Source organism: Streptococcus sp. KCJ4932 (assembly GCF_004352745.1).
GTDB lineage: Bacteria > Bacillota > Bacilli > Lactobacillales > Streptococcaceae > Streptococcus > Streptococcus ruminicola.
Window position 1 is genome coordinate 1 of record NZ_SJWW01000014.1, and the last position, 21,997, is coordinate 21,997.

Here is a 21,997-nt window from a genome sequence, read left to right on the forward strand (position 1 = left end):
AAATAGGAAGGAATGATTTTTTCAAAAAATCAATACAATCAAAGGAGAGCGGATAGCATGACAAAAGCAGATGTTATTTTTAAAGAAAATATCAAAAAAATTATGAATGAAGGGGTATTTTCAGAGAATGCACGTCCTGTTTACCAAAGTGGTGGGCAAGCAAATTCTAAATATGTAACAGGTGCTTTTGCGGAATACGACCTTAGTAAAGGTGAGTTCCCAATTACAACCCTTCGTCCTATTCCCATTAAAAGTGCTATCCGTGAAATCTTTTGGATTTATCAAGATCAAACCAATGATCTTTCAGTTTTAAATGACAAATATAATGTTAAATATTGGAATGATTGGGAAGTTGATGGCACTGGTACAATCGGCGAACGCTATGGTGCAGTTGTTAAAAAACACGATATTATTCGTAAAATCTTAAAACAACTCGAAGAAAATCCATGGAATCGTCGCAATGTTATCTCGCTTTGGGATTACGAAGCTTTTGAAAATACAGACGGGCTTTTGCCATGTGCTTTCCAAACTATGTATGATGTCCGTCGTGTTGACGGTGATATTTACCTTGATGCGACATTGACACAACGCTCAAATGATATGTTGGTCTCTCATCACATCAATGCCATGCAATACGTAGCGCTTCAAATGATGATTGCCAAACATTTTGGTTGGAAAGTTGGTAAATTCTTCTATTTTGTTAATAATCTACATATTTATGATAATCAGTTTGAACAAGCAGAAGAATTATTACGCCGTCAACCAACTGACTGTCAACCGCGTTTGGTTTTGAATGTGCCCGATGGAACAGATTTCTTTGATATTAAACCAGAAGATTTTGAATTAGTTGATTACGAACCCGTTAAACCGCAATTGAAATTTGATTTGGCTATTTAATCTTTTTCAGTGGCTTTCGTATCGCATCTCAGCATTTTTATAGGAAATCTGATAAAATGAAAGTAATGAATGAGAGGACAATATGACAAAGAAAATCGTTGCAATCTGGGCGGAAGATGAAAATCGCTTAATCGGGGTAGATGATAGATTACCTTGGCGTCTCCCAAAAGAATTGAAACATTTTAAAGAAACAACGATGGGACAAGCCTTGTTGATGGGACGTGTTACCTTTGATGGGATGAAACGTCGCATTTTACCAGGTCGCGAAACTTTGATTTTGACACGTGATAAAAACTTTGAAGCCGATGGTGTGACAGTTGTTCATGATGTAGAACAAGTCCTTGATTGGTTTAAAACTCACGACAAAACCCTTTATATCGTTGGTGGGGCAAGTATCTATAAAACTTTTTTGCCATACTGTGATGCTATCGTTAAGACAACGGTTCATGGTGAATTTGAAGGTGATACTTATTTCCCAGATCTTGATTTAAAAGCCTTTAAAAAGGTTTCAGAGTCATTTAACGAAAAAGATGACAAAAACGCCTACGATTTTACGATTACAGTTTTTGAAAAATAAAAATAACACAGGGAGAAAGGAATGCAGAGAAGTATTTTTGGTGTGTTCACGGCTCTACTAGCAGTTATCTGTTTTTTGTGTGCTCTCCCAGCACTTAGAAAAAAACGTTATGGGTTAGCTGTCCTTTTGTTTTTGAATGCCTTTACTAATGTAGTAAATACCATTCATGCCGTGTATGGTACCTTGTTTTAATAAATAGAGAAAGTATAAAGTTAGAGAGAACGAAAAATGGTTGGAAATCGAACAAATGATGTAAAAGTTTATTGCTCATTTTGTGGAAAAAGCCAAGACGAAGTAAAAAAAATCATTGCCGGAAATAACGTATTTATCTGTAATGAATGTGTGGCTTTATCACAAGAGATTATTAAAGAGGAGTTAGCAGAAGAAGTTCTCGCAGATTTGGCTGAAGTTCCAAAACCAAAAGAATTATTGGCAACCCTCGATGAATATGTTGTCGGTCAAGAACGCGCTAAACGTGCCCTCGCAGTGGCTGTATATAACCACTACAAACGTGTTTCTTTTGCCGAAAGTCGTGATGAAGAAGATGTTGAATTACAAAAATCTAACATCCTATTAATCGGACCAACTGGTTCAGGGAAAACATTCCTTGCCCAAACTTTGGCGAAAAGTTTAAACGTTCCATTTGCGATTGCTGACGCGACATCATTGACAGAAGCAGGATATGTTGGAGAGGACGTTGAAAATATCCTTTTGAAACTCATCCAAGCTGCTGATTTTAATATTGAACGTGCAGAACGTGGTATCATCTACGTGGATGAAATTGATAAAATTGCCAAAAAAGGCGAAAATGTTTCAATCACTCGTGACGTTTCAGGTGAAGGTGTTCAACAAGCTCTCCTTAAAATTATCGAAGGAACAATCGCTAGCGTGCCACCACAAGGTGGTCGTAAACACCCTAACCAAGAAATGATTCAAATCAATACTAAGAATATCCTTTTCATCGTTGGTGGTGCTTTTGATGGTATTGAAGATATTGTTAAACAACGTCTCGGTGAAAAAGTTATTGGTTTTGGTCAAAACAACCGCAAGATCGATGAAGACGCTTCTTACATGCAAGAAATCATCTCAGAGGATATTCAAAAATTTGGTTTGATTCCTGAATTTATCGGACGCTTGCCAGTCGTTGCTGCGCTTGAACAATTGACAACAGATGATTTGGTGCGTATCTTGACAGAACCCCGTAATGCTTTGGTTAAACAATACCAAACACTTCTATCATATGATGGTGTTGAGTTGGAATTTGATGAAGATGCTCTTCAAGCAATCGCTAATAAAGCAATCGAACGTAAGACAGGTGCACGTGGACTTCGTTCAATCATTGAAGAAACTATGATGGATATCATGTTTGAAATTCCAAGTCGTGAAGAAGTTACTAAAGTTCGTATCACAAAAGATGCCGTTGAAGGCAAAGATAAACCAATTTTAGAGATTGCCTAAGGAGGAGAGAATGACTGAGTATTTAAATACCCATAATGCCTCACTTCTGTTAAGTGCAGCTAATAAATCACATTACCCACAAGATGAGCTTCCTGAAGTTGCTCTTGCTGGTCGTTCAAATGTTGGTAAATCTAGTTTTATTAACACTCTTTTAGGACGTAAGAATTTGGCTCGTACTTCTAGTAAGCCTGGTAAAACACAATTATTGAATTTCTATAACATCGATGACAAGTTACGTTTTGTCGATGTTCCAGGATATGGTTATGCTAAAGTATCTAAAGCTGAACGTGCTAAATGGGGCAAAATGATTGAAGAATACCTTGTTAGCCGTGATAATTTGCGTGCGGTAGTTAGTTTGGTAGACTTCCGTCATGACCCAAGTGCTGATGACATTCAGATGTATGAATTCTTGAAGTACTATGAAATTCCAGTTATCGTGGTAGCAACAAAAGCTGATAAAATTCCACGTGGTAAATGGAACAAGCATGAATCAGCTATCAAGAAAAAATTGAATTTTGATAAATCTGATAAGTTTGTTGTCTTCTCATCGGTTGACCGTACTGGTTTGGATGAAGCGTGGGATAGCATTTTAGAAGAATTGTAATAATGAAAGCTTGAAATGAAAATTTCAGGCTTTTTTTCATTGTTATAGTTTTTAACTAAGTGCTTGATAGTTAAAGTCTATTATCATTTCTGAAAATCTTGTGATATGATAGATATATTACGGATTGAGAGGCTTATATGGAAAATCATAATTTTGAAAATGAAGGTCAATTCCAGCGTAAGATGACGAGCAGGCATTTGTTTATGTTATCTTTAGGTGGGGTTATTGGGACAGGCTTGTTTTTAAGTTCTGGTTACACGATTGCTCAGGCAGGTCCTTTAGGAGCTGTTTTATCTTATCTGGTTGGAGCAGTTGTCGTTTATCTGGTCATGTTATCCTTGGGAGAACTAGCTGTTGCTATGCCAGTTACTGGATCATTTCACACTTATGCGACACGGTTTATTAGTCCAGGAACAGGTTTTACAGTAGCTTGGCTTTACTGGATTTGTTGGACGGTGGCTCTTGGAACGGAATTCTTAGGAGCAGCAATGCTTATGGGGCGTTGGTTCCCAGATGTTCCGACTTGGCTTTTTGCGACGTTATTTGCTTTAGTCATTTTTGCTATCAATGCACTGAGTGTTCGTAGCTTTGCAGAAGCTGAGTCTTTCTTTGCTTCAATTAAAGTGATTGCTATTATCATCTTTATTGTGTTGGGTCTGGGTGCAATGCTTGGTTTAGTGAGTTTTGAAGGTCAACATAAAGCAATCTTATTTACCAATCTAACTGCTAATGGTGCTTTCCCAAAAGGTTTTGCTGCTCTGGTTTCAGTGATGTTGGCGGTTAATTATGCTTTCTCTGGAACTGAGCTTATCGGGATTGCGGCTGGTGAGACAGACAATCCAAAAGAGGCTGTGCCAAAAGCGATTAAGACAACTATCGGACGTTTGGTCATTTTCTTTGTTTTGACCATTCTCGTCTTGGCATCACTTTTGCCAATGAAAGAGGCAGGAGTGTCAACGGCGCCGTTTGTTGATGTTTTTGACAAAATGGGAATTCCATTTGCGGCTGACATGATGAATTTTGTTATCCTAACGGCCATTTTATCAGCTGGAAATTCCGGACTCTATGCTTCAAGTCGCATGCTGTGGTCACTAGCCAATGAAGGCATGTTATCGAAAAAGATTGTTAAAATCAATGAACACGGTGTGCCAATGCGTGCTCTCTTGTTATCAATGATTGGTGCAGTACTGGCTTTATTTTCAAGTATTTATGCAGCCGATACGGTTTATCTTGCTTTGGTATCTATTGCTGGTTTTGCTGTGGTTGTTGTCTGGCTATCAATTCCTCTTGCGCAGATTAATTTTCGAAAGAGTTTTTTGAAGAATCATTCTCTAGATGAGTTGTCGTACAAAACGCCAATGACGCCAGTCTTGCCTTACTTTACAATTGTACTGTTGTTAATTTCTATTGTCGGAATTGCTTGGGATGCATCGCAAAGAGCAGGTCTGTATTTTGGACTTCCATTTATTGCTTTCTGTTATGTGTATCACTACTTACGTTATAAAAAATGGTAGAAGGGAAGTTATGGGTAAACTTAAAGAATTACTAGAATCAACTGATTATCTTATCTTGGACGGGGCTCTTGGAACTGAGTTAGAAAATCGTGGTCATGATGTGTCAGGAAAATTGTGGTCAGCAAAATATTTGCTGGAAAATCCGAAAATTATTCAAGAACTTCATGAAGATTATCTTCGTTCGGGTGCTGATATTGTGACAACATCAAGTTATCAAGCAACAGTTCAAGGGTTAGAAGATTATGGTTTGTCAGAAAAAGAAGCGCTTGATATTATTGCCTTGACAGTTGAATTGGCTAAAAATGCTCGCCAAAATTTTTGGCAATCTTTGTCAGACGATGAGAAGAAAAAGCGTGTCTATCCATTGATTGCTGGTGATGTTGGACCTTATGCAGCTTACTTGGCAGATGGTTCTGAGTATACTGGGGATTATCAGTTGTCAAAAGAAAGTTTCAAAGATTTTCATCGTTCACGAATTCAGACTTTGCTGGCGGCGGGAAGTGATTTTCTAGCCATTGAAACTATCCCAAATATGATTGAAGCTACGGCCTTGGTTGAATTGCTGGCTGATGAATTTTCTGACACGGAAGCCTACATGTCCTTTACGGCACAAGATAGTCAGAGCATTTCTGATGGAACGCTAATGACTGAGGTCGCAAAACTCTGCGACAGCAGCAAACAAATCCTTGCTTTTGGGATTAATTGTAGCCGACCAGCGATTATTTCAGATTTGTTGAAAGTTAGTCGTACAATTTCTCAAAAACCTTTGGTAACTTATCCAAATTCTGGCGAAATCTATGACGGAGCAACACAGACTTGGAAATCATTGCCTGATAATTCACACACTCTGTGTGAAAATAGTCAAGTTTGGCACAAGCTTGGCGCTAAGATTGTTGGTGGCTGTTGCCGAACTCGCCCAGAAGACATTAAATTATTAGCTGATAAATTAAAATAAAAACGTTTGGAGTTTTCCAAACGTTTTTTTGATTATAGATTTGTTTCTTGAAGGCGGTAGCGGATAACCACACTTGTGTAATGATAAACGATAGCAGCCAGGGTGAGCGATACTACCCAGATGGTTCTTACTTGAATGAAATGGTGGACAATCGCGACAAAGATAGCACCGATGATAAAGCTAACAACGACCAAAGAATAGTTCACAGCTTGTCGTTTCATTTTTGCTGTTTTTTCTTCAACAGTTAAGTAGTTATGCCATGCTGTAATCATTTTGCGGTAATTTCCTGAAGTCATTAAAATGGAATAAGCGTGCGATTCAATCTGGCTACCAGAGAATGTCAAAGTTAGTAAACCAGTACCGAGCGCTAAAAGAATAACCCAAAGTAAACGATTCTCAGGTAATAGTGGCAAAGCAATCGTTACAACTAATAAAGGCAAAATAGCATAGGCACGCCAAAAGGCTGTTTTAGCTTTGGCACGTACACGCAATCCAAACATAAATCCGAGTGAAAAGAATAAAACTGAGTACAAACGGATAAGTGTCTGATGAAGTGAACTATGACTAATATCAGCGATAAGAAAAAGAATATTTCCGGTTTGGGTGGCAACAAGTGTGTCAAATTGAATTTGGCAATAGACGTCTAGGGCACCACCTAAAAATCCGAGTAAAACAGCTTCAAAACGACTGTTCTGAGGCATGTATTCTAAATCATTCACACCATGTCCTTCTTTCTAATAGAGTCAACAGTCATATTGTAACATTTTATATGATAAGGTACTAGGGGGTTTTTAGAAAAATCATACTTGTCCTATATTATGGTAGAAAAAGCCCAACCCATAACAAGTTGGGTTGAGCTTTTAAGAGATTAGGAGTGCTTAGAAATTGGAGTGCCTTGATAGGCTTATTTTTCGCTGATAACAAGTTCTCCGTCAACCATATCAGCTTTAAGGTGTTTAACATCTGTGTGATCAAGGTAGAAATCAGTGATTTTATCGCGAATTTCTTGTTCGATAACACGGCGGAGTGGTCGAACACCCATAGCTTCATCGTAACCTTCTTCGATAAGGTGTTGTTTAGCATCATCGCTGACAACCAAATCAATACCTTTCTTAGCGATAGTCTTGCTAACTTCAGCTAGCATCAAGTCAACGATTTCGTTCAAGTCATCCTTAGTCAAGTGAGAGAATTCTATGATACCGTTGAAACGGTTAAGGAATTCCGGACGGAAGTATGGAGCGATACGATCCATAATCTTCATGTCTTTGTCTTCTTGACCAGTCAAAGCTTCATTACCAAAGCCAGCGTTAGATGTAGCAATGATAACAGTGTTCTTGAAGTTAATTGTATTACCTTGACCATCAGTCAAACGACCATCGTCCAAAACTTGAAGAAGAAGTGTAATAACTTGTGGGTCGGCTTTTTCAATTTCATCAAGAAGAACGATTGAGTAAGGATTACGACGAACACGTTCAGTAAGTGTGTTATTGTTGTCATCGTAACCAACATAACCAGCAGTTGTACCAATCAACTTAGAAACGGCAGTGCGGTCAGAGTACTCAGACATGTCTAGGCGGATGATTGCATCTTTTGAACCAAACATATCAAGAGCCAATTGTTTAGCAAGTTCTGTCTTACCAACACCAGTAGGACCTACGAAGAGGAAGCTACCAATTGGTCGGTTTCCTTCATCAAAACCAGCACGGTTACGGCGAATAGCACGAGCAACAGCATCTACAGCTTCGTCTTGACCAATGACTTTACCTTTCAAACGACTAGCCAATTCTTTCAAACGTTCGATGTCGCTTGCGCCCATGTTTGAAACAGGCACACCAGTTAGACGTTCAACGGACTCAGCAACGTCATTAACGGTAGCAGTAACTTTCTTGTCTTCAGTGTGATTATCGATTTGTTTTTGCAATTCTTCGATACGCACTTTGGCATTAAGAGCTGCTTCGTAATCTTCTTTAGCGGCAGCAGCTTCTTGTTTTTCTTTTTGTTCTGCAATTTCTTTTTCCAAAGATTTAACATCAGTTACAGGATGTTGTGCAGCTAGGTGAGCAGCAGTCATATCGATTAAGTCAATTGCTTTATCTGGTAAACTACGTTGTGGAATGTATTGGATTGAAAAGTCAACGGCAGCTTTCAAAACGTTATCTGGAAGGATAACATTGTGGTGTTTTTCGTACAAATCACGAATACCCATCAAGATGTTAAAGCTGTCTTGAGCAGAAGGAGCGTTAACTTTAACTTCGTTGAAACGACGAGCGAGCGCAGCATTTTTCAAAATGGTATTGCGGTATTCGTCTTGCGTAGTCGCACCAATAACAGTCAATTCACCACGAGAGAGAGCAGGTTTAAGAATATCCGCTAGACCTTTAGAACCAGAGTCACCACCAGTTGAACCAGCTCCAAGAATTTGATGAATTTCATCAAAGAAGAGGATGATATTACCAGCGTCTTTGACTTCTTTAATCATGTTTTGGATGTTTTCTTCGAAAGCACCACGGTATTGTGTACCAGCTTCAAGGCCTGAAATATCAATTGAGATGATTTCTTTGTTCTTGATAGCAGCAGGCACATCACCGTTAACAATGGCTTGAGCTAATCCTTCAACGACAGCTGTTTTACCAACACCAGCATCCCCGACAAGAACTGGGTTGTTCTTTGTACGACGAGACAAGATTTCAGCTGTTTCTTGAATTTCCTTGTTACGTCCGATAACGGGATCGAGTTCGTTGTTACGAGCACGTTCAGTTAAGTTTGTTCCAAGTTTAGCCAAGATACCATCTTCTTTAGGTGCAGAAGTAGGAGCGCCTTCTTGATAATCAGCATTTCCTGGGAGTTTACCAGTTTGACGGTATTGAGCAAATTCTTCAGGAGTTACTTCGCGACCATTGATTAGGTAACGTTTATTTTCTGAATTGTATCCTCCCATGTTTCCCATTAATTGGTTGAAGATATCATCCATATTTCCAAAAGGATCTCTTCCGTAAAATTGATTGTTTGCCATGTATAATTACCTCTTTTCATTCTTAAAATAATTCCAAATGATATTATGCTATGATTTGGAAGATTGAAGGTCGAATCTCTTTAGTCTTTACATATCGGAGTAGAGAGGTCGTATTTAAAGAGATTTATCAATTGTTCCTATCAATCACCTTCTGAGGATATAATACACCTTTGGTCAGTAAAAGTCAAAGAATTATGCGCAGAAAATATGATTTTTTTATCTAGTAAGCGTTTGATATTTTTAAAACTAATACTATAATATGATTTTAGGGTTTTGTTAGAAAAATTCAAAAGTCAATTAGCGTGTTATTTAATAGTAGAAAAGAGTAAAAATAAAAAAATTAAGCAAAAAAAGTAAAAAAGTGTTGACAGCTACAAAAATCTAAGTTATAATGATTAAGGTTTTGTAATGAAACTGACCTAAGACAGCAGGGGAGCTGTGCTCGTAATATTCCTGCCGAGGCACAAAACGTAATGATGAAATAACGTATTTGTACTTTCGTGTCTAGGTTTAGGTGCGAATTTTTTTGTACCTAGCCCAAAAATAATAACGGAGGTAAAACTAATGAGTGAAGCAATTATTGCTAAAAAAGCTGAACAAGTTGATGCTGTTGCTGAAAAAATGAAAGCTGCTGCATCTATCGTTGTTGTTGATTCACGTGGTCTTACAGTTGAACAAGATACAGTTCTTCGTCGTAATCTTCGCGAAAACGGTGTTGAATTTAAAGTTATCAAAAATTCAATTTTGACTCGTGCAGCTGAAAAAGCAGGTCTTGACGGAATGAAAGATCTTTTCGTAGGACCATCTGCAGTAGCATTTTCTAACGAAGATGTTGTTGCACCAGCAAAAGTTCTTAGTGACTTTGCTAAAGATGCTGAAGCACTTGAAATCAAAGGTGGGGCAATCGAAGGCGCTGTATCTTCAAAAGAAGAAATCGCTGCTCTTGCATCATTGCCAAACCGCGAAGGACTTCTTTCTATGCTCCTTTCTGTACTTCAAGCGCCAGTTCGCAACGTTGCACTTGCTGTCAAAGCAGTTGCAGACAACAAAGAAGACGACGCTGCTTAATGCGTATGGTAGCCTAGAGCTACAAACAATTATCTAATAAAACATTAATATTTTTGGAGGAATCTACAATGGCATTGAACATTGAAAACATTATTGCTGAAATTAAAGAAGCTTCAATCCTTGAATTGAACGATCTTGTAAAAGCTATCGAAGAAGAATTTGGTGTAACTGCAGCTGCTCCTGTAGCTGTAGCTGCTGCTGGTGCTGCAGACGCTGGTGCTGCTAAAGACTCATTTGACGTTGAATTGACTTCAGCTGGTGACAAAAAAGTTGCTGTTATCAAAGCTGTACGTGAAGTTACAGGTCTTGGTCTTAAAGAAGCTAAAGCTCTTGTTGATGGTGCACCTGCTAACGTTAAAGAAGGCGTTGCTACTGCAGAAGCTGAAGAAATCAAAGCTAAACTTGAAGAAGCTGGAGCTTCAATCACTCTTAAATAATAGAGTAACTACTCAAGTAGCTTAATAAAACAGAACCACTAGTCAATTGACTGGTGGTTTTTTTGTTGACAATTGTGAAGTGGAAGACTAAAATTTGAGTAACAGTACTTGCTAGGAGAAGTCAGATGAAGAGATTCTCATTGTATGTTAGGTTGCTATATGGTGTTATATTTCTAGTAACTATCGCCTTTGTTCTACTCTCACCAGAAGAAGATGCACTTCATTTTAATAATGGTTTAATGGTTGGTAAAGAAAGTGGGATTAATCTTTTTATTTATCCATTTCTTACTTTTATCCTTGGAGAAGCAGGGATTTTTTGGTCAAAATGCTATCGTAAAAAGACTAATCTGAGAAGTTATCCCGTACTTTTAGCAAGTGAAATCAAATTCATTCAAATCTTATCATTGATCGTGTTGATTTTCATTTTAGTCATGCTACATCAAGTGTTTTAATATTACTAAAAAAACAAGAGCTCTGGAATTCTCAGAGCTCTTGTTTTTCTGTAGTTATATCAGTTTCTTGATAAGTGTCAAGATTGAAAAATTCTGTTAGTTTTACAATCATTTTTTTGACTTCGCCAGCGATAACTTCAGGTTCTTCAGGATTTTCTTTGCTTAACCAATGACGCAAAACATTGTAGTATCCACCGATGATAAAATCCATGGCAAAATTAATTTTTGTCACATCACCGCTGTAAGCAAACCAAGGGAGGGTAATGCTGTCATAGACTTCTTTGGCACGTCGGTTGAATTGGTGAAAGAAAAGATCAAAATGTTGGTGCTTGATTAAGATTGATAAAACGTTTCGCTTATGATACCAAAATTCTAATGAACCAGCCACCACTTCTTCGAAACTTTCAGATTGAGCGAAGTTTTGGCGTTCTCTTAGATACTCATCGATTACCTTTTCAAAATTGTAATTTAAGAGTTCTTGTTTATTAGCGAAGTGACGATAAAAGGTTCTTCTTGAGACTTGGGAGATTTCGAGAATATCTTTAATCCTGATGTCTTCGTAGTTTTTGCCTTTCATCAGGCAGATGAGGGAACAAAATAGCCTGTCTTTTGTATCCTTTATTTGCTTAACTTTACCACATACCATAATTAAATCCTTTCTTTTTGAGCAAAATGGGGAATTGGATCTGAGTATTAGTTAAAGTTATTATAGCACTCTCTTTGTGATGTCGGGGAAAAGAACTTAACTCTAAAACGTTTTCCAAAAATGTAAACGTATCAAATTTATGAGATAGCCCCTTCAATTAGAATGTAAATTCTTATTAAAAAATCATTGGCGATATGGACAGCGTATTCAAATTGTGTTATGATATGACGGTTAAAGGGAGAGTGAGTTATGCAGCAAAAGAAGAAAACATTTCCAATCATGTCATTGGTTTATTTGGTGATTTATCTAGTTGCCGTTTTTTACAATATTGAGCACCATCAGAAACTTTTTGTCTATCTGTGGTCAGCTTTGTTTTTGGGAAATTTAGCTTATATCATTTATAGTTTAATCAAAATGTTTCGAAAAACAAATCATTAATGAAAAATTGACTAAAAAGAGCCTTACTAAGGCTCTTTTTTATGGATTGATACTTGCCATAAGGCTATCTGCTGTTGTTTCTGGTAAAATTCGAATGCGATCTAATGATAGTAAACCGTCATTTTTATCAGCAATTCCTTCATTTGTTGTAATACCAAGCTTATAGTTGAGTTCACCAGCGAGTTGGAGAGTGGTATCAGAATAACGTCCTGCAGGATAGGCGATTGTCATGGTATCTTGTGATAAGTTGCTATCAAGGTAGCTTTTGGCATCGGACATTTCTGTTTTTTGAGTATTGTCATCACTAGCAGATAAGTCTGGGTGGGTTGAAGTATGACTTTGGAAAGACATCCCTTGTTCTTTCATTTCAAGCATCTGGTCAAGACTAAGGTTGGCAGGATTTCCAACAGTACTTGTAATGACATTGTTAGTTGCTTTGGCACCGTATTTTTTCAAAATAGGGTAGGCATTATCGTAAAAATCCCATAAACTATCGTCAAAAGTTAACCAAATGATTTTTGAATTTCCATTTGGTAAAACATTTTCTGTCAGAACTTTATAAGCTTCTTCAGGAGTTAAGAAATAGTATCCTTCATCAGAAAGTCGCTTGATGTGACTTTCGAATGTTGTCGGATCTACGATAAGGTTAGCGTTTGAAGCTTCCTCGGGAGCCATGACGTGAATGGCGTGATACATTAGAATTGGAAGAGAAACATCTGAATCTTGCTGAACCCAGTTAACTTCGCTATTATTGTCACTAGCTTGATTTACTGAAGTTTGATCGGTAGGAGGAGTGGTTGACGTTTGTTGATCTGATTTTTTTGAGATTTGTTCTGCTTTTTCTGCTGATAGAATCGAGTGACTCTCTTTTAATGTGAAAAAGAGCATGGCGCCAGCTATGATACAGGCTAAAAATAGAATAATATTGACGAGTATTAGTGATTTTTTGCTTTTTTTCTCGTGCTTGTGTCGTGTTTTCATGGAAATCTCCCCTGTAGATAAAAATCTGCTTTTATTGTACTACTTTTTTAGTACAGAATAAAGAATTTACCTTAAATTAGGGAAAGATTTTTAGACTTCGTTATTTTTCTGTAAATTCTGAATAATTTTATGGTATAATGTAGAAAATGTTTTTATTTTAGGAAGTGCTGGTTGAAAAAATCACTTTTCCGTTCGAAAATTACTTACTAAGGAGAAAAAAATGTCAATAAAAATTGCTTTGCTCGGTTTTGGTACAGTTGCTAGTGGTGTTCCTTTCCTTTTGAAAGAAAATGATTCAAAAATTACGGAAGCAGCTCATGACACCATTGAAATCGCTAAGGTTCTTGTCAAAGACGATGAAGAAAAAAATCGTTTGTTGGCTGCCGGAAATGATTATAATTTTGTTACAAACGTTGATGAGATTTTAAGTGATGATAGCATTGACATTGTTGTCGAATTGATGGGACGTATCGAACCAGCTCGTACTTTCATTACAAAAGCTCTTGAAGCAGGTAAAAATGTTGTTTCAGCCAACAAAGATTTGATTGCAACTCATGGTAAAGAATTGATTGCGCTTGCTAAGGACAAAGGCGTTGCTTTCTATTATGAAGCGGCAGTAGCTGGTGGTATTCCAATCCTTCGTACACTAGCAAATTCACTTACTTCTGATAAAGTGACTCGTATTTTGGGTGTTCTTAACGGTACATCAAACTTCATGATGACTAAGATGGTTGATGAAGGTTGGACTTACGATGATGCTCTTAAGACAGCTCAAGAACTTGGTTATGCTGAAAGTGATCCAACAAATGACGTTGAAGGTATCGATGCTGCTTATAAAGCTGTTATCTTGAGTCAATTTGGATTTGGTATGACAATTGATTTTGACGATGTGGCTCACAAGGGTATCACAACAATCACACCTGATGATGTGGCTGTCGCTCAAAAACTTGGTTATGTGATTAAACTTGTCGGCGATGTCCGTGAAGTTGAATCAGGTATTTCAGCAGAAGTGTCACCAACATTCTTGCCAAAAGCTCACCCACTTGCTAGTGTAAATGACGTTATGAATGCTGTTTTTGTTGAATCTATCGGTATCGGTGAGTCAATGTATTATGGACCAGGTGCTGGTCAAAAACCAACAGCAACTTCTGTAACAGCTGATATTATCCGCATTTGCCGTCGTATTAAAGATGGTAATGTTGGTAAATCATTTAACGAGTTTGCTCGTGAAACAAAAATGGCAAATCCTTCAGATGTGACAAGCCATTACTATTTTGCAATTAATACACCTGACAAAAAAGGTCAATTGCTTCGTTTAGCTGAAATCTTCAATTCTGAAAATATTTCATTTGAACAAGTACTTCAGCAAAAAGCAAATGGTACTCGTGCGCGTGTGGTTATCATTACTCACTCAATGAGTAAGACACAATTGGCTGCGGTTACTGAAAAATTGGAAGCTGAAGAAGATTTCAAAGTTTTAAATACCCTTAAAGTATTGGGTGAATAAGAAACGATAAGTTTAAAGGTGAAAGGAAGGCTCATTTTTGAGCGATTATAGTGATATGAAAATTACAGTACCAGCAACCTCTGCTAATGTTGGACCTGGATTTGATTCTGTTGGTGTTGCGGTTTCTAAGTATTTGACAATCGAGGTTTTAGATGCTGCTGATAAATGGGAAGTTTTGCATGATTTGGGTGATGTTCCAAGTGATGAAACGAACCTTTTGATTACGACAGCTTTGCAAGTCAAATCAGATTTAAAACCACATCGTATTAAGATGATTTCAAATATTCCTTTGGCACGTGGTTTAGGGTCTTCATCTTCAGTTATTGTGGCAGGTATTGAGTTAGCCAATCAATTGGCTGACTTGAACTTGTCAGATGATGAAAAGCTTACGCTAGCAACCAAAATTGAAGGGCACCCAGATAACGTAGCGCCAGCTATTTTTGGAAATCTTGTGGTGTCATCATATGTTGATGGAAAAGTTAACAGTGCTGTTGCGACTTTCCCAGAAGCATCATTTGTAGCTTTTATTCCAAATTATGAATTAAAGACAAGTGATAGTCGTAATGTACTTCCAGTTCAATTTTCTTACAAAGAAGCTGTTGCAGCCTCATCAATTGCTAATGTCGCGATTGCAGCCCTTTTGACAGGAGATTTGGAAAAAGCTGGAAAAGCGATTGAAGCTGACCTTTTCCATGAACGTTTCCGTCAAAAATTAGTAAAAGAATTTGCTCAGATTAAAGAAAAAGCACATCAAGCAGGTGCTTATGCTACTTATCTTTCTGGTGCTGGTCCAACAGTGATGGTTTTGGCGCCAAAAGAGCAAGAAAGCAAAGTTCTAGAGGCTGTTCAATCACTTGGCTTGGACGGTGAAGTAGTTGCTCTACATGTAGATACTAAAGGAGTTTTTGTTGAAAAAGACTAATTTAGGTTTTCTACTTGGTTTAGTAACATACATTTTGTGGGGCTTTTTGTCCCTTTATTGGAAATTACTTTCAGGTGTTAGTTCATATAACACCTTTTCTTATCGTATCATTTTCACAGTCATTACCATGTTAGTTTACATGCTGCTATCCAGAAATCACAAGTGTTATCAGAGTGAGATTGGTGGTTTGATAGCTGATAAGAAGAAGCTATTCATGATGATTTTGGCGAGCTTTTTGATTGCTATTAACTGGCTGACTTACATCTTCGCAGTGGCACATGGTCAAGCAACTCAGGCGAGTTTTGGTTATTATATTATGCCGCTTGTTTCCATTTTACTTGCTGTGATTTTCTTGCACGAAAGTTTAAGTCCATGGATGCTTTTGGCAATTGCTATTGCAGGATTTGGAGTTGGAATGCTTGCTTTTGACACAGGTCAACTACCACTAGTTTCGATTGTTTTAGCCTTATCTTTTGGCTTATATGGCTTGGTTAAGAAAAATGTTCGACTCTCCAGTGAAGTTGCTATGCTGGTTGAAAGTAGTCTGGTTTTGCCTTTTGTCATCATTTATTTGGTAGCTTTTAGTAAGGAAAGTATGCTTGATTATACTTTACTGGAAAATGTTTTGTTGGTAATTTCTGGTGTGGTGACGGCAATTCCTTTGCTTTTATTTGCAGAGGCAGTTAAGCGAGCACCTTTAAATATTATTGGGTTTATTCAATACATTAACCCGACGATTCAGTTGATTATTGCGGTTCTTATTTTTAAAGAAACAATAGCTGTAGGACAATTAAAAGGATTTATCTTTATCTGGATTGCCATTGCTGTCTTTATTTTAGGACAAGTTATTGTGATGCGTAAAAATAAGTAGTTTGGAGCTAACATGCACAAAAAAACTGTTGTTGATTTTAAGGAATTAGGGCAACGTTTGATTTTTGAAAATCCCTTGATTGAGCTTTCTGCTAAGTCAGCAAAGGATGTTAAACCCATTTTGCAAGAGGTAGAGAATTACCAAATGCAAGGATATTATGTCATTGGTTATGTGAGTTATGAAGCTGCCCAAGCCTTTGATGAGAAATTTTCAGTTAAGACTCGTCCGCTCTCAGGTGAGTATTTGGCTTATTTTACGGTTCATCAAGAAGTTAAAAAAGAGCCTTTCCCGTGTCAATCTCAAAAAAATATTCAATTGCCAAAATCATGGCAATCAAGTACGACTAAAGGTGAGTATGAGAAAGCTATCGCTAGGATTAAAGAGGAAATCAGGCAAGGAAATACCTACCAAGTTAACTACACTTTGCAGTTATCTAGTTTGCTTGAGGAAGATGCTTTTACTTTATATAATCACTTAGTCATTGCTCAAGAAGCAGCTTACAATTGCTATATCGAACATGATGATTTTGCTATTTTGTCTGTTAGTCCAGAGCTGTTTTTTAAGAAAAAAGGAAATCGTTTGATAACGCGTCCGATGAAGGGAACGATTACTCGCGGTTACAGCACTAAAGAAGATTTGGAAAATAAAATCTGGCTGGCAAATGATAGTAAAAATCGTGCTGAAAACATGATGATTGTTGATTTGCTACGTAATGATATGGGACGCATTTCAGAAATCGGTAGCGTTAAGGTAACAAAACTTTGTGAGGTTGAACAATACTCAACGGTTTGGCAAATGACCTCAACCATTGAAAGTCAGTTGCAATCAGATAAAAGTCTTTTAGATATTTTTTCTGCCCTTTTTCCCTGTGGGTCAATTACCGGAGCTCCTAAGATTGCGACAATGGCGATTATCAATCAGCTAGAAAAGCAACCTCGAGGCGTTTATTGTGGGACGATTGGGATTTGTCTGCCGAATGGAGATGCTATCTTTAATGTCGGTATCCGTACCATTCAAAAACTAGGTAATCAGGCTATTTATGGTGCTGGTGGCGGCATTACTTGGGGGAGTGCCTGTGATGATGAGTATAAAGAGGCTTGTGATAAGGCTGCGGTTTTATATCGCAATCAACCTGACTTTGACATACTCACAACCGCTAGGGTATCTCATAAGCAAGTGGTGGATTTAGACGAACACATCAAGCGTTTAAAAGAGTCGGCAAGGTATTTTGCTTACCCGTTCTCAAAAGAAGATTTTTTAGCAAAACTGTCTAAGCAGCTTGAGGAGTTAGATGATGCTGACTATCGTTTGCGAATTTTAGTGAAGCAAACTGGTGCTATTCAGTTCCAGCTAGCAGAACTTAGAGACCTGCCAGAAAATTATCTGAAAGCTGAGCTGGTTCATCGCAGTGAGTCAATTGACAGTCCGTTTACTTATTTTAAGACGACCTATCGTCTGCATTTACAAAGTTTATCTGGTGAGTCTATCTTTATTTCTAATAAGGGTTATCTGCAGGAAACGACTATTGGTAATCTCATTTTAGAAATCGATGGAAAATGATATACGCCCCCAGTTGACGTGGGAATTTTAGACGGGATTTGCAGGCAAAAATTAATCAAGGAAGGTCGCGTGTTTGAAGCATATTTGACAAAAGATGATTTAAAGAAAGCCAGTCACATCTACGTATGTAACAGTGTTCGTGGCGTTTATGAAATCACTTTGAATAAATAGCAAAGCTTCTTTTAGAAATCGTTTCTATCGACTTTCCTTGTGCTATAATAGAAGTGTTATTGTAATTTTATAAGAGAAAGGTATATGCGCTAAAAGCTTATCATTGAAAGATTTCGAGGTAAATGTCTCAATCTTATTTTTAATGTCAGCAACTTTTGGTCATAGTAGGACATTCATTAAATGAATTATCAAGAAGCTTTAGATTGGATTCATGGCAAGTTAAAATTTGGAATCAAACCTGGTTTAAAACGAATGGCTTGGATGCTTGAAGAACTTGACAATCCTCAGGAAAAGCTTGCCGCTGTCCACGTTGTTGGGACAAATGGTAAAGGATCAGTTACCAGCTATTTACAACACATTTTCTCACTAGCTGGTTATGAAGTTGGGACATTTACGTCACCATATATTGTTGATTTTCGCGAACGCATTAGCCTAAATGGGCAAATGATTTCTGAGGCTGATTTTCTGAAATTGGTGGAACGTGTTCAACCTGTTGTGGAACGTTTATCTGTTGAAACTGACTTAGAACCAGCCACAGAATTTGAAGTTATTACTGTTTTAATGTTTGAGTATTTTGGTCACATGCACCCAGTTGACATTGCGATTATCGAAGCTGGAATGGGTGGTCTTTACGATTCAACCAATGTTTTCAAAGCGTTGGCAGTTCTTTGCCCGTCAATTGGCTTAGATCATCAGAATATTTTAGGACAGACTTATGCGGAAATAGCTGCGCAAAAAGCGGGTGTTTTAAAAGAAGGAGTTCCATTCATCTTTGCGACTGAGCGTGATGATGTTCGTCAAGTTTTTACTGAGAAGGCAAAAGCATGTCATAGCAGACTTTATGAATTTGGGAAGGATTTTTCTACTTCAGAAAATGAAAACGGTTTTGATTATCATGGCAAAGAAAGACTTGAACAAGTTAGTTTGGCTATGCCTGGAAAACACCAAGTCAGCAACGCTAGTCTAGCTATTACAGCAGCCCTTCAATTGCGTGAACGTTATCCAAAAGTGACTAAAGAAATCATTAAAGCAGGTTTAGCCAAAACTCACTGGGTAGGTCGTACAGAATTGGTCTTCCCAAATGTCATGATTGACGGTGCTCATAACAACGAAAGTGTTCAAGCACTGGTTAATGTTATGCAAAAGTATAAAGATAAGCATTTGCATATTTTATTTGCGGCCATTGACACAAAGCCAATTGATTCAATGCTTGAGTTACTTAGTCAACTAGCTGATGTGGATGTGACAACTTTTGTCTATCACAATGCACTGCCTTTGGAAAAATATCCAAGCCAATACCATAAAGTAGCAAATTGGCAAGATTGGCTTAAGCAGATTGATTTAGATAGTCAGGATGATTTTTATCTGATTACAGGCTCACTTTACTTCATTTCACAAGTGCGTCCTGTACTTTTGTCAAGACAGCAAAATTAAGCTATAATAGAAAAAATAAAAAGATTGGAAAATAAAATGGCAAATCAAGAAAAACTCGAAGCAGCAGTTTACCAACTCTTAGAAGCTCTAGGAGAAGATCCAAAGCGTGAAGGATTACTAGATACGCCTAAACGTGTTGCAAAAATGTATCAAGAGATGTTTTCAGGCTTGAATGAAGATCCCAAAGATCAATTTACAGCTGTGTTTACCGAAAATCATGATGAGGTTGTTCTCGTCAAAGATATTCCGTTTTACTCAATGTGTGAGCACCACTTGGTTCCTTTTTATGGAAAAGCTCATGTTGCTTATTTGCCAAGCGATGGTCGCGTAACAGGTCTTAGTAAATTAGCGCGTGCTGTTGAAGTAGCAAGTAAACGTCCGCAGTTGCAAGAACGTTTGACTGACCAAGTGGCTACAGCATTGGAAGAAGCTCTTCATCCAAAAGGCATTTTTGTCATGATTGAAGCAGAGCACATGTGCATGACAATGCGTGGCATTAAAAAACCTGGAAGTAAAACGGTGACAACTGTCGCTAAAGGGATTTTTAAAGAAGACCGCGAAGAACGTAAGGAAATCCTATCTTTGATTTTAGGAAAATAATCGCTTAAGGTATTGTATTGCTAAGGAGATCATAATGAAAATCGGTAAACATGACATTGATGGCAAAGCTTGTATCATGGGAGTTCTAAATGTCACTCCAGATTCTTTTTCTGATGGAGGTTCTTACACATCGATTGAGAAAGCGCTTGAGCAAGCAGAGAAAATGATTGCTGAAGGGGCAAAAATTATCGATGTTGGTGGCGAGTCAACACGACCTGGTTACACTTTTGTGGAAGCAGCTGATGAGATTAATCGTGTTGTACCAGTCATTAAGGCTCTCAAGGAAAAATTTGATATCCTAGTCAGTATTGATACCTACAAAACAGAAACTGCGCGTGCTGCCTTAGAAGCAGGTGCAGATATTTTAAATGACGTTTGGGCAGGACTTTACGATGGGGAAATGCTTGCGCTTGCTGCTGAAAAAAACGTGCCAATTATTTTGATGCACAATCAAAAAGAAGAAAAGTATGACAATATTACCAAAGAAGTTTGTGACTTTTTAGCAGAACGTGCGCAAGCTGCATTGGACGCTGGTATTGCTAAAGAAAATATCTGGATTGATCCAGGATTTGGTTTTGCTAAAAATGAAGCACAAAACATTGAACTTTTGCAAGGCTTGGATGCTGTTTGTCAGCTTGGATACCCAGTTCTTTTTGGTATTTCCCGTAAACGCACAGTGGATTATCTGCTAGGTGGAGGGACAGCAGCTCTTGAGCGTGATATGGGAACAGCGGCATTGTCAGCTTGGGCAATTGCTAAAGGTTGTGAAATCGTCCGCGTGCATAATGTTGATCTCAATCGCGATATTGTTAAAGTGATTAGTCAACTCGTTTGAAAGGAGTAAGAGGAGAAGAAAGAGTTTGAGAAAAGTATCTCAGACTTTCTTCTTTGTTACCAATAATATGGATAAAATTCATTTAAAAGGATGCCGTTTTTACGGTTACCATGGTGCTTTTGCAGAAGAACAAACATTAGGGCAAATTTTTGTTGTTGATTGTACCTTGTCTGTTGATTTGGCAAAAGCATCGCAGTCTGATCGTTTAGAAGACACTGTTCATTATGGATTAGTCTTTGAAACTATCAAAAAGCAAGTTGAAGAAAATAAATACATTTTGATTGAACGTTTGGCTGGGGCAATTTGCCAGGACATTTTTGAACAGTTTCCACCAGTTCAAGCAATTACTTTAAAAATTTCCAAAGAAAATCCGCCAATTAATGGGCACTATGATTCTGTTGGCATTGAGCTAGAACGGGAGAGAGTATGAATAGCGTTTATTTAAGTTTAGGCAGTAATATTGGTGACAAGAAAGCCTATCTTGAAGCAGCACTTGATCGGCTAAATCAATTGCCACAAACAACCGTTGCAGCTGTTTCATCATTTTACGAGACAGCTGCTTGGGGCAAGACGGACCAAGATGATTTTTTGAACATTTGTTGTCAATTAGAGACAGAATTGGATGCTCAGCAATTATTGACAGAGTGCCAAGAAATTGAGAAGGATTTGCACCGTGTTCGCCATGAACATTGGGGACCTCGTACCATTGATATTGATATCCTTTTGTATGGTAGCGAGCATATCGCAACTGAAACCCTTAAGGTGCCACATCCTTACATGACAGAGCGTGCTTTTGTTCTTGTACCGCTTTTTGAAATTGCTCCGTCGCTTGAGATTTATGGTAAATCTATTACGTCTTATTTAAAAACATTAAATCTTGAAGAAGTGCGAAAACTTCAGTCTTAAATATCGTCAAAAGCTGATTTTTTTGTTATAATTAAGGTCGGCTTTATGCCGATTTTTTAGTAGATAATTGATCATTTGATCATAAATGAGCTAATAGTATTGATAAGGGTATTGGTTGATTTTAATCAAATGATAACTACAATTTTGATTA

The 21,997-nt window shown here is 37.7% G+C and carries 22 protein-coding genes, 1 pseudogene and 1 other annotated feature; of the genes and pseudogenes, 19 read left to right on the forward strand and 4 right to left on the reverse strand.

Annotated elements, in window-relative coordinates:
• Window positions 1-57 precede the first annotated feature (57 nt).
• The 6 genes from E0E02_RS06880 (at window position 58) to mmuM (ending at window position 6,005) form a co-directional block, all read left to right on the forward strand.
• Window positions 58-897, forward strand: a complete 840-nt coding sequence (locus tag E0E02_RS06880; protein WP_039696780.1) for a thymidylate synthase — start codon at window positions 58-60, stop codon at window positions 895-897.
• 82 nt (window positions 898-979) lie between these two features.
• A complete protein-coding gene (locus tag E0E02_RS06885) occupies window positions 980-1,474 on the forward strand; it encodes a dihydrofolate reductase (RefSeq protein WP_074560308.1) in 495 nt (164 codons plus the stop codon).
• A 228-nt stretch (window positions 1,475-1,702) separates the two neighbouring features.
• A complete protein-coding gene (gene clpX, locus E0E02_RS06895; protein ID WP_133018206.1) occupies window positions 1,703-2,932 on the forward strand; it encodes an ATP-dependent Clp protease ATP-binding subunit ClpX in 1,230 nt (409 codons plus the stop codon).
• Window positions 2,933-2,942: 10 nt separating this feature from the next.
• Complete coding sequence (gene yihA, locus E0E02_RS06900) at window positions 2,943-3,536, forward strand: ribosome biogenesis GTP-binding protein YihA/YsxC (protein ID WP_074560304.1); 594 nt, start codon at window positions 2,943-2,945, stop codon at window positions 3,534-3,536.
• Between the two features lie 137 nt (window positions 3,537-3,673).
• Window positions 3,674-5,050 (forward strand): amino acid permease, encoded by a 1,377-nt coding sequence (locus E0E02_RS06905; protein ID WP_133018207.1) that lies wholly within the window; start codon window positions 3,674-3,676, stop codon window positions 5,048-5,050.
• 10 nt (window positions 5,051-5,060) lie between these two features.
• Window positions 5,061-6,005 carry a homocysteine S-methyltransferase gene (gene mmuM, locus E0E02_RS06910; protein ID WP_133018208.1) on the forward strand — a complete coding sequence of 315 codons (945 nt, stop codon included), beginning with the start codon at window positions 5,061-5,063 and terminating at the stop codon, window positions 6,003-6,005.
• A gap of 32 nt (window positions 6,006-6,037) precedes the next feature.
• Here the strand turns inward: mmuM and E0E02_RS06915 are convergent, their stop codons facing one another.
• Window positions 6,038-6,706, reverse strand: a complete 669-nt coding sequence (locus E0E02_RS06915; RefSeq protein ID WP_074561098.1) for a YoaK family protein — start codon at window positions 6,704-6,706, stop codon at window positions 6,038-6,040.
• Window positions 6,707-6,909: 203 nt separating this feature from the next.
• A complete protein-coding gene (locus E0E02_RS06920; RefSeq protein WP_039696785.1) occupies window positions 6,910-9,018 on the reverse strand; it encodes an ATP-dependent Clp protease ATP-binding subunit in 2,109 nt (702 codons plus the stop codon).
• 400 nt (window positions 9,019-9,418) lie between these two features.
• Window positions 9,419-9,554, forward strand: a sequence feature (ribosomal protein L10 leader region).
• Between the two features lie 28 nt (window positions 9,555-9,582).
• Here E0E02_RS06920 and rplJ point away from each other — a divergent pair.
• The 3 genes from rplJ to E0E02_RS06940 all read left to right on the forward strand — a co-directional run bounded on the left by rplJ (window position 9,583) and on the right by E0E02_RS06940 (window position 10,975).
• Entirely contained in the window at window positions 9,583-10,086 is a 504-nt protein-coding gene (rplJ, locus tag E0E02_RS06930; protein WP_039696786.1) for a 50S ribosomal protein L10, read from the forward strand.
• A gap of 68 nt (window positions 10,087-10,154) precedes the next feature.
• On the forward strand, window positions 10,155-10,523 hold the full coding sequence (rplL, locus tag E0E02_RS06935; RefSeq protein WP_004232036.1) for a 50S ribosomal protein L7/L12: 369 nt from the start codon (window positions 10,155-10,157) through the stop codon (window positions 10,521-10,523).
• 125 nt (window positions 10,524-10,648) lie between these two features.
• Entirely contained in the window at window positions 10,649-10,975 is a 327-nt protein-coding gene (locus tag E0E02_RS06940; protein WP_133018209.1) for a hypothetical protein, read from the forward strand.
• A 31-nt stretch (window positions 10,976-11,006) separates the two neighbouring features.
• On the opposite strand, the gene E0E02_RS06945 is transcribed toward E0E02_RS06940, so the two are convergent.
• Window positions 11,007-11,621, reverse strand: a complete 615-nt coding sequence (locus tag E0E02_RS06945) for a TetR/AcrR family transcriptional regulator (RefSeq protein WP_133018210.1) — start codon at window positions 11,619-11,621, stop codon at window positions 11,007-11,009.
• Between the two features lie 249 nt (window positions 11,622-11,870).
• Here E0E02_RS06945 and E0E02_RS06950 point away from each other — a divergent pair, with 249 nt between their 5' ends.
• Window positions 11,871-12,059: a hypothetical protein gene (locus tag E0E02_RS06950; RefSeq protein ID WP_133018211.1), complete on the forward strand. Its 189-nt coding sequence runs from the start codon at window positions 11,871-11,873 to the stop codon at window positions 12,057-12,059.
• Between the two features lie 39 nt (window positions 12,060-12,098).
• Here the strand turns inward: E0E02_RS06950 and E0E02_RS06955 are convergent, their stop codons facing one another.
• Window positions 12,099-13,040 (reverse strand): polysaccharide deacetylase family protein, encoded by a 942-nt coding sequence (locus E0E02_RS06955; protein WP_133018212.1) that lies wholly within the window; start codon window positions 13,038-13,040, stop codon window positions 12,099-12,101.
• 220 nt (window positions 13,041-13,260) lie between these two features.
• Between E0E02_RS06955 and E0E02_RS06960 the strand changes: the two genes are divergently transcribed.
• The 9 genes and pseudogenes from E0E02_RS06960 (at window position 13,261) to folK (ending at window position 21,846) form a co-directional block, all read left to right on the forward strand.
• Entirely contained in the window at window positions 13,261-14,547 is a 1,287-nt protein-coding gene (locus E0E02_RS06960; RefSeq protein ID WP_074563836.1) for a homoserine dehydrogenase, read from the forward strand.
• 55 nt (window positions 14,548-14,602) lie between these two features.
• Entirely contained in the window at window positions 14,603-15,469 is an 867-nt protein-coding gene (gene thrB, locus E0E02_RS06965) for a homoserine kinase (protein ID WP_133018213.1), read from the forward strand.
• Complete coding sequence (rarD, locus tag E0E02_RS06970; RefSeq protein ID WP_133018214.1) at window positions 15,456-16,340, forward strand: EamA family transporter RarD; 885 nt, start codon at window positions 15,456-15,458, stop codon at window positions 16,338-16,340. Before thrB ends, rarD begins: the two co-directional genes overlap by 14 nt.
• A gap of 12 nt (window positions 16,341-16,352) precedes the next feature.
• Window positions 16,353-18,071: pseudogene (gene pabB, locus E0E02_RS06975) on the forward strand (aminodeoxychorismate synthase component I).
• Between the two features lie 180 nt (window positions 18,072-18,251).
• Window positions 18,252-19,505: a folylpolyglutamate synthase/dihydrofolate synthase family protein gene (locus tag E0E02_RS06980; protein ID WP_133018215.1), complete on the forward strand. Its 1,254-nt coding sequence runs from the start codon at window positions 18,252-18,254 to the stop codon at window positions 19,503-19,505.
• A 36-nt stretch (window positions 19,506-19,541) separates the two neighbouring features.
• Window positions 19,542-20,105, forward strand: a complete 564-nt coding sequence (gene folE / locus E0E02_RS06985) for a GTP cyclohydrolase I FolE (RefSeq protein ID WP_039696794.1) — start codon at window positions 19,542-19,544, stop codon at window positions 20,103-20,105.
• Between the two features lie 34 nt (window positions 20,106-20,139).
• Window positions 20,140-20,940: a dihydropteroate synthase gene (gene folP, locus E0E02_RS06990; RefSeq protein WP_133018216.1), complete on the forward strand. Its 801-nt coding sequence runs from the start codon at window positions 20,140-20,142 to the stop codon at window positions 20,938-20,940.
• A 67-nt stretch (window positions 20,941-21,007) separates the two neighbouring features.
• On the forward strand, window positions 21,008-21,370 hold the full coding sequence (folB, locus tag E0E02_RS06995; RefSeq protein WP_074564781.1) for a dihydroneopterin aldolase: 363 nt from the start codon (window positions 21,008-21,010) through the stop codon (window positions 21,368-21,370).
• Window positions 21,367-21,846 carry a 2-amino-4-hydroxy-6-hydroxymethyldihydropteridine diphosphokinase gene (gene folK, locus E0E02_RS07000; protein WP_133018217.1) on the forward strand — a complete coding sequence of 160 codons (480 nt, stop codon included), beginning with the start codon at window positions 21,367-21,369 and terminating at the stop codon, window positions 21,844-21,846. Before folB ends, folK begins: the two co-directional genes overlap by 4 nt.
• Window positions 21,847-21,997: the final 151 nt, after the last annotated feature.

Coding starts and splice junctions, on each gene's coding strand:
- E0E02_RS06880 (WP_039696780.1), top strand. CDS start 58: ATGACAAAAGCAGATGTTATTTTTAAAGAAAATATCAAAAAAATTATG.
- E0E02_RS06885 (WP_074560308.1), top strand. CDS start 980: ATGACAAAGAAAATCGTTGCAATCTGGGCGGAAGATGAAAATCGCTTA.
- clpX (WP_133018206.1), top strand. CDS start 1,703: ATGGTTGGAAATCGAACAAATGATGTAAAAGTTTATTGCTCATTTTGT.
- yihA (WP_074560304.1), top strand. CDS start 2,943: ATGACTGAGTATTTAAATACCCATAATGCCTCACTTCTGTTAAGTGCA.
- E0E02_RS06905 (WP_133018207.1), top strand. CDS start 3,674: ATGGAAAATCATAATTTTGAAAATGAAGGTCAATTCCAGCGTAAGATG.
- mmuM (WP_133018208.1), top strand. CDS start 5,061: ATGGGTAAACTTAAAGAATTACTAGAATCAACTGATTATCTTATCTTG.
- E0E02_RS06915 (WP_074561098.1), bottom strand. CDS start 6,706: ATGCCTCAGAACAGTCGTTTTGAAGCTGTTTTACTCGGATTTTTAGGT.
- E0E02_RS06920 (WP_039696785.1), bottom strand. CDS start 9,018: ATGGCAAACAATCAATTTTACGGAAGAGATCCTTTTGGAAATATGGAT.
- rplJ (WP_039696786.1), top strand. CDS start 9,583: ATGAGTGAAGCAATTATTGCTAAAAAAGCTGAACAAGTTGATGCTGTT.
- rplL (WP_004232036.1), top strand. CDS start 10,155: ATGGCATTGAACATTGAAAACATTATTGCTGAAATTAAAGAAGCTTCA.
- E0E02_RS06940 (WP_133018209.1), top strand. CDS start 10,649: ATGAAGAGATTCTCATTGTATGTTAGGTTGCTATATGGTGTTATATTT.
- E0E02_RS06945 (WP_133018210.1), bottom strand. CDS start 11,621: ATGGTATGTGGTAAAGTTAAGCAAATAAAGGATACAAAAGACAGGCTA.
- E0E02_RS06950 (WP_133018211.1), top strand. CDS start 11,871: ATGCAGCAAAAGAAGAAAACATTTCCAATCATGTCATTGGTTTATTTG.
- E0E02_RS06955 (WP_133018212.1), bottom strand. CDS start 13,040: ATGAAAACACGACACAAGCACGAGAAAAAAAGCAAAAAATCACTAATA.
- E0E02_RS06960 (WP_074563836.1), top strand. CDS start 13,261: ATGTCAATAAAAATTGCTTTGCTCGGTTTTGGTACAGTTGCTAGTGGT.
- thrB (WP_133018213.1), top strand. CDS start 14,603: ATGAAAATTACAGTACCAGCAACCTCTGCTAATGTTGGACCTGGATTT.
- E0E02_RS06980 (WP_133018215.1), top strand. CDS start 18,252: ATGAATTATCAAGAAGCTTTAGATTGGATTCATGGCAAGTTAAAATTT.
- folE (WP_039696794.1), top strand. CDS start 19,542: ATGGCAAATCAAGAAAAACTCGAAGCAGCAGTTTACCAACTCTTAGAA.
- folP (WP_133018216.1), top strand. CDS start 20,140: ATGAAAATCGGTAAACATGACATTGATGGCAAAGCTTGTATCATGGGA.
- folB (WP_074564781.1), top strand. CDS start 21,008: ATGGATAAAATTCATTTAAAAGGATGCCGTTTTTACGGTTACCATGGT.
- folK (WP_133018217.1), top strand. CDS start 21,367: ATGAATAGCGTTTATTTAAGTTTAGGCAGTAATATTGGTGACAAGAAA.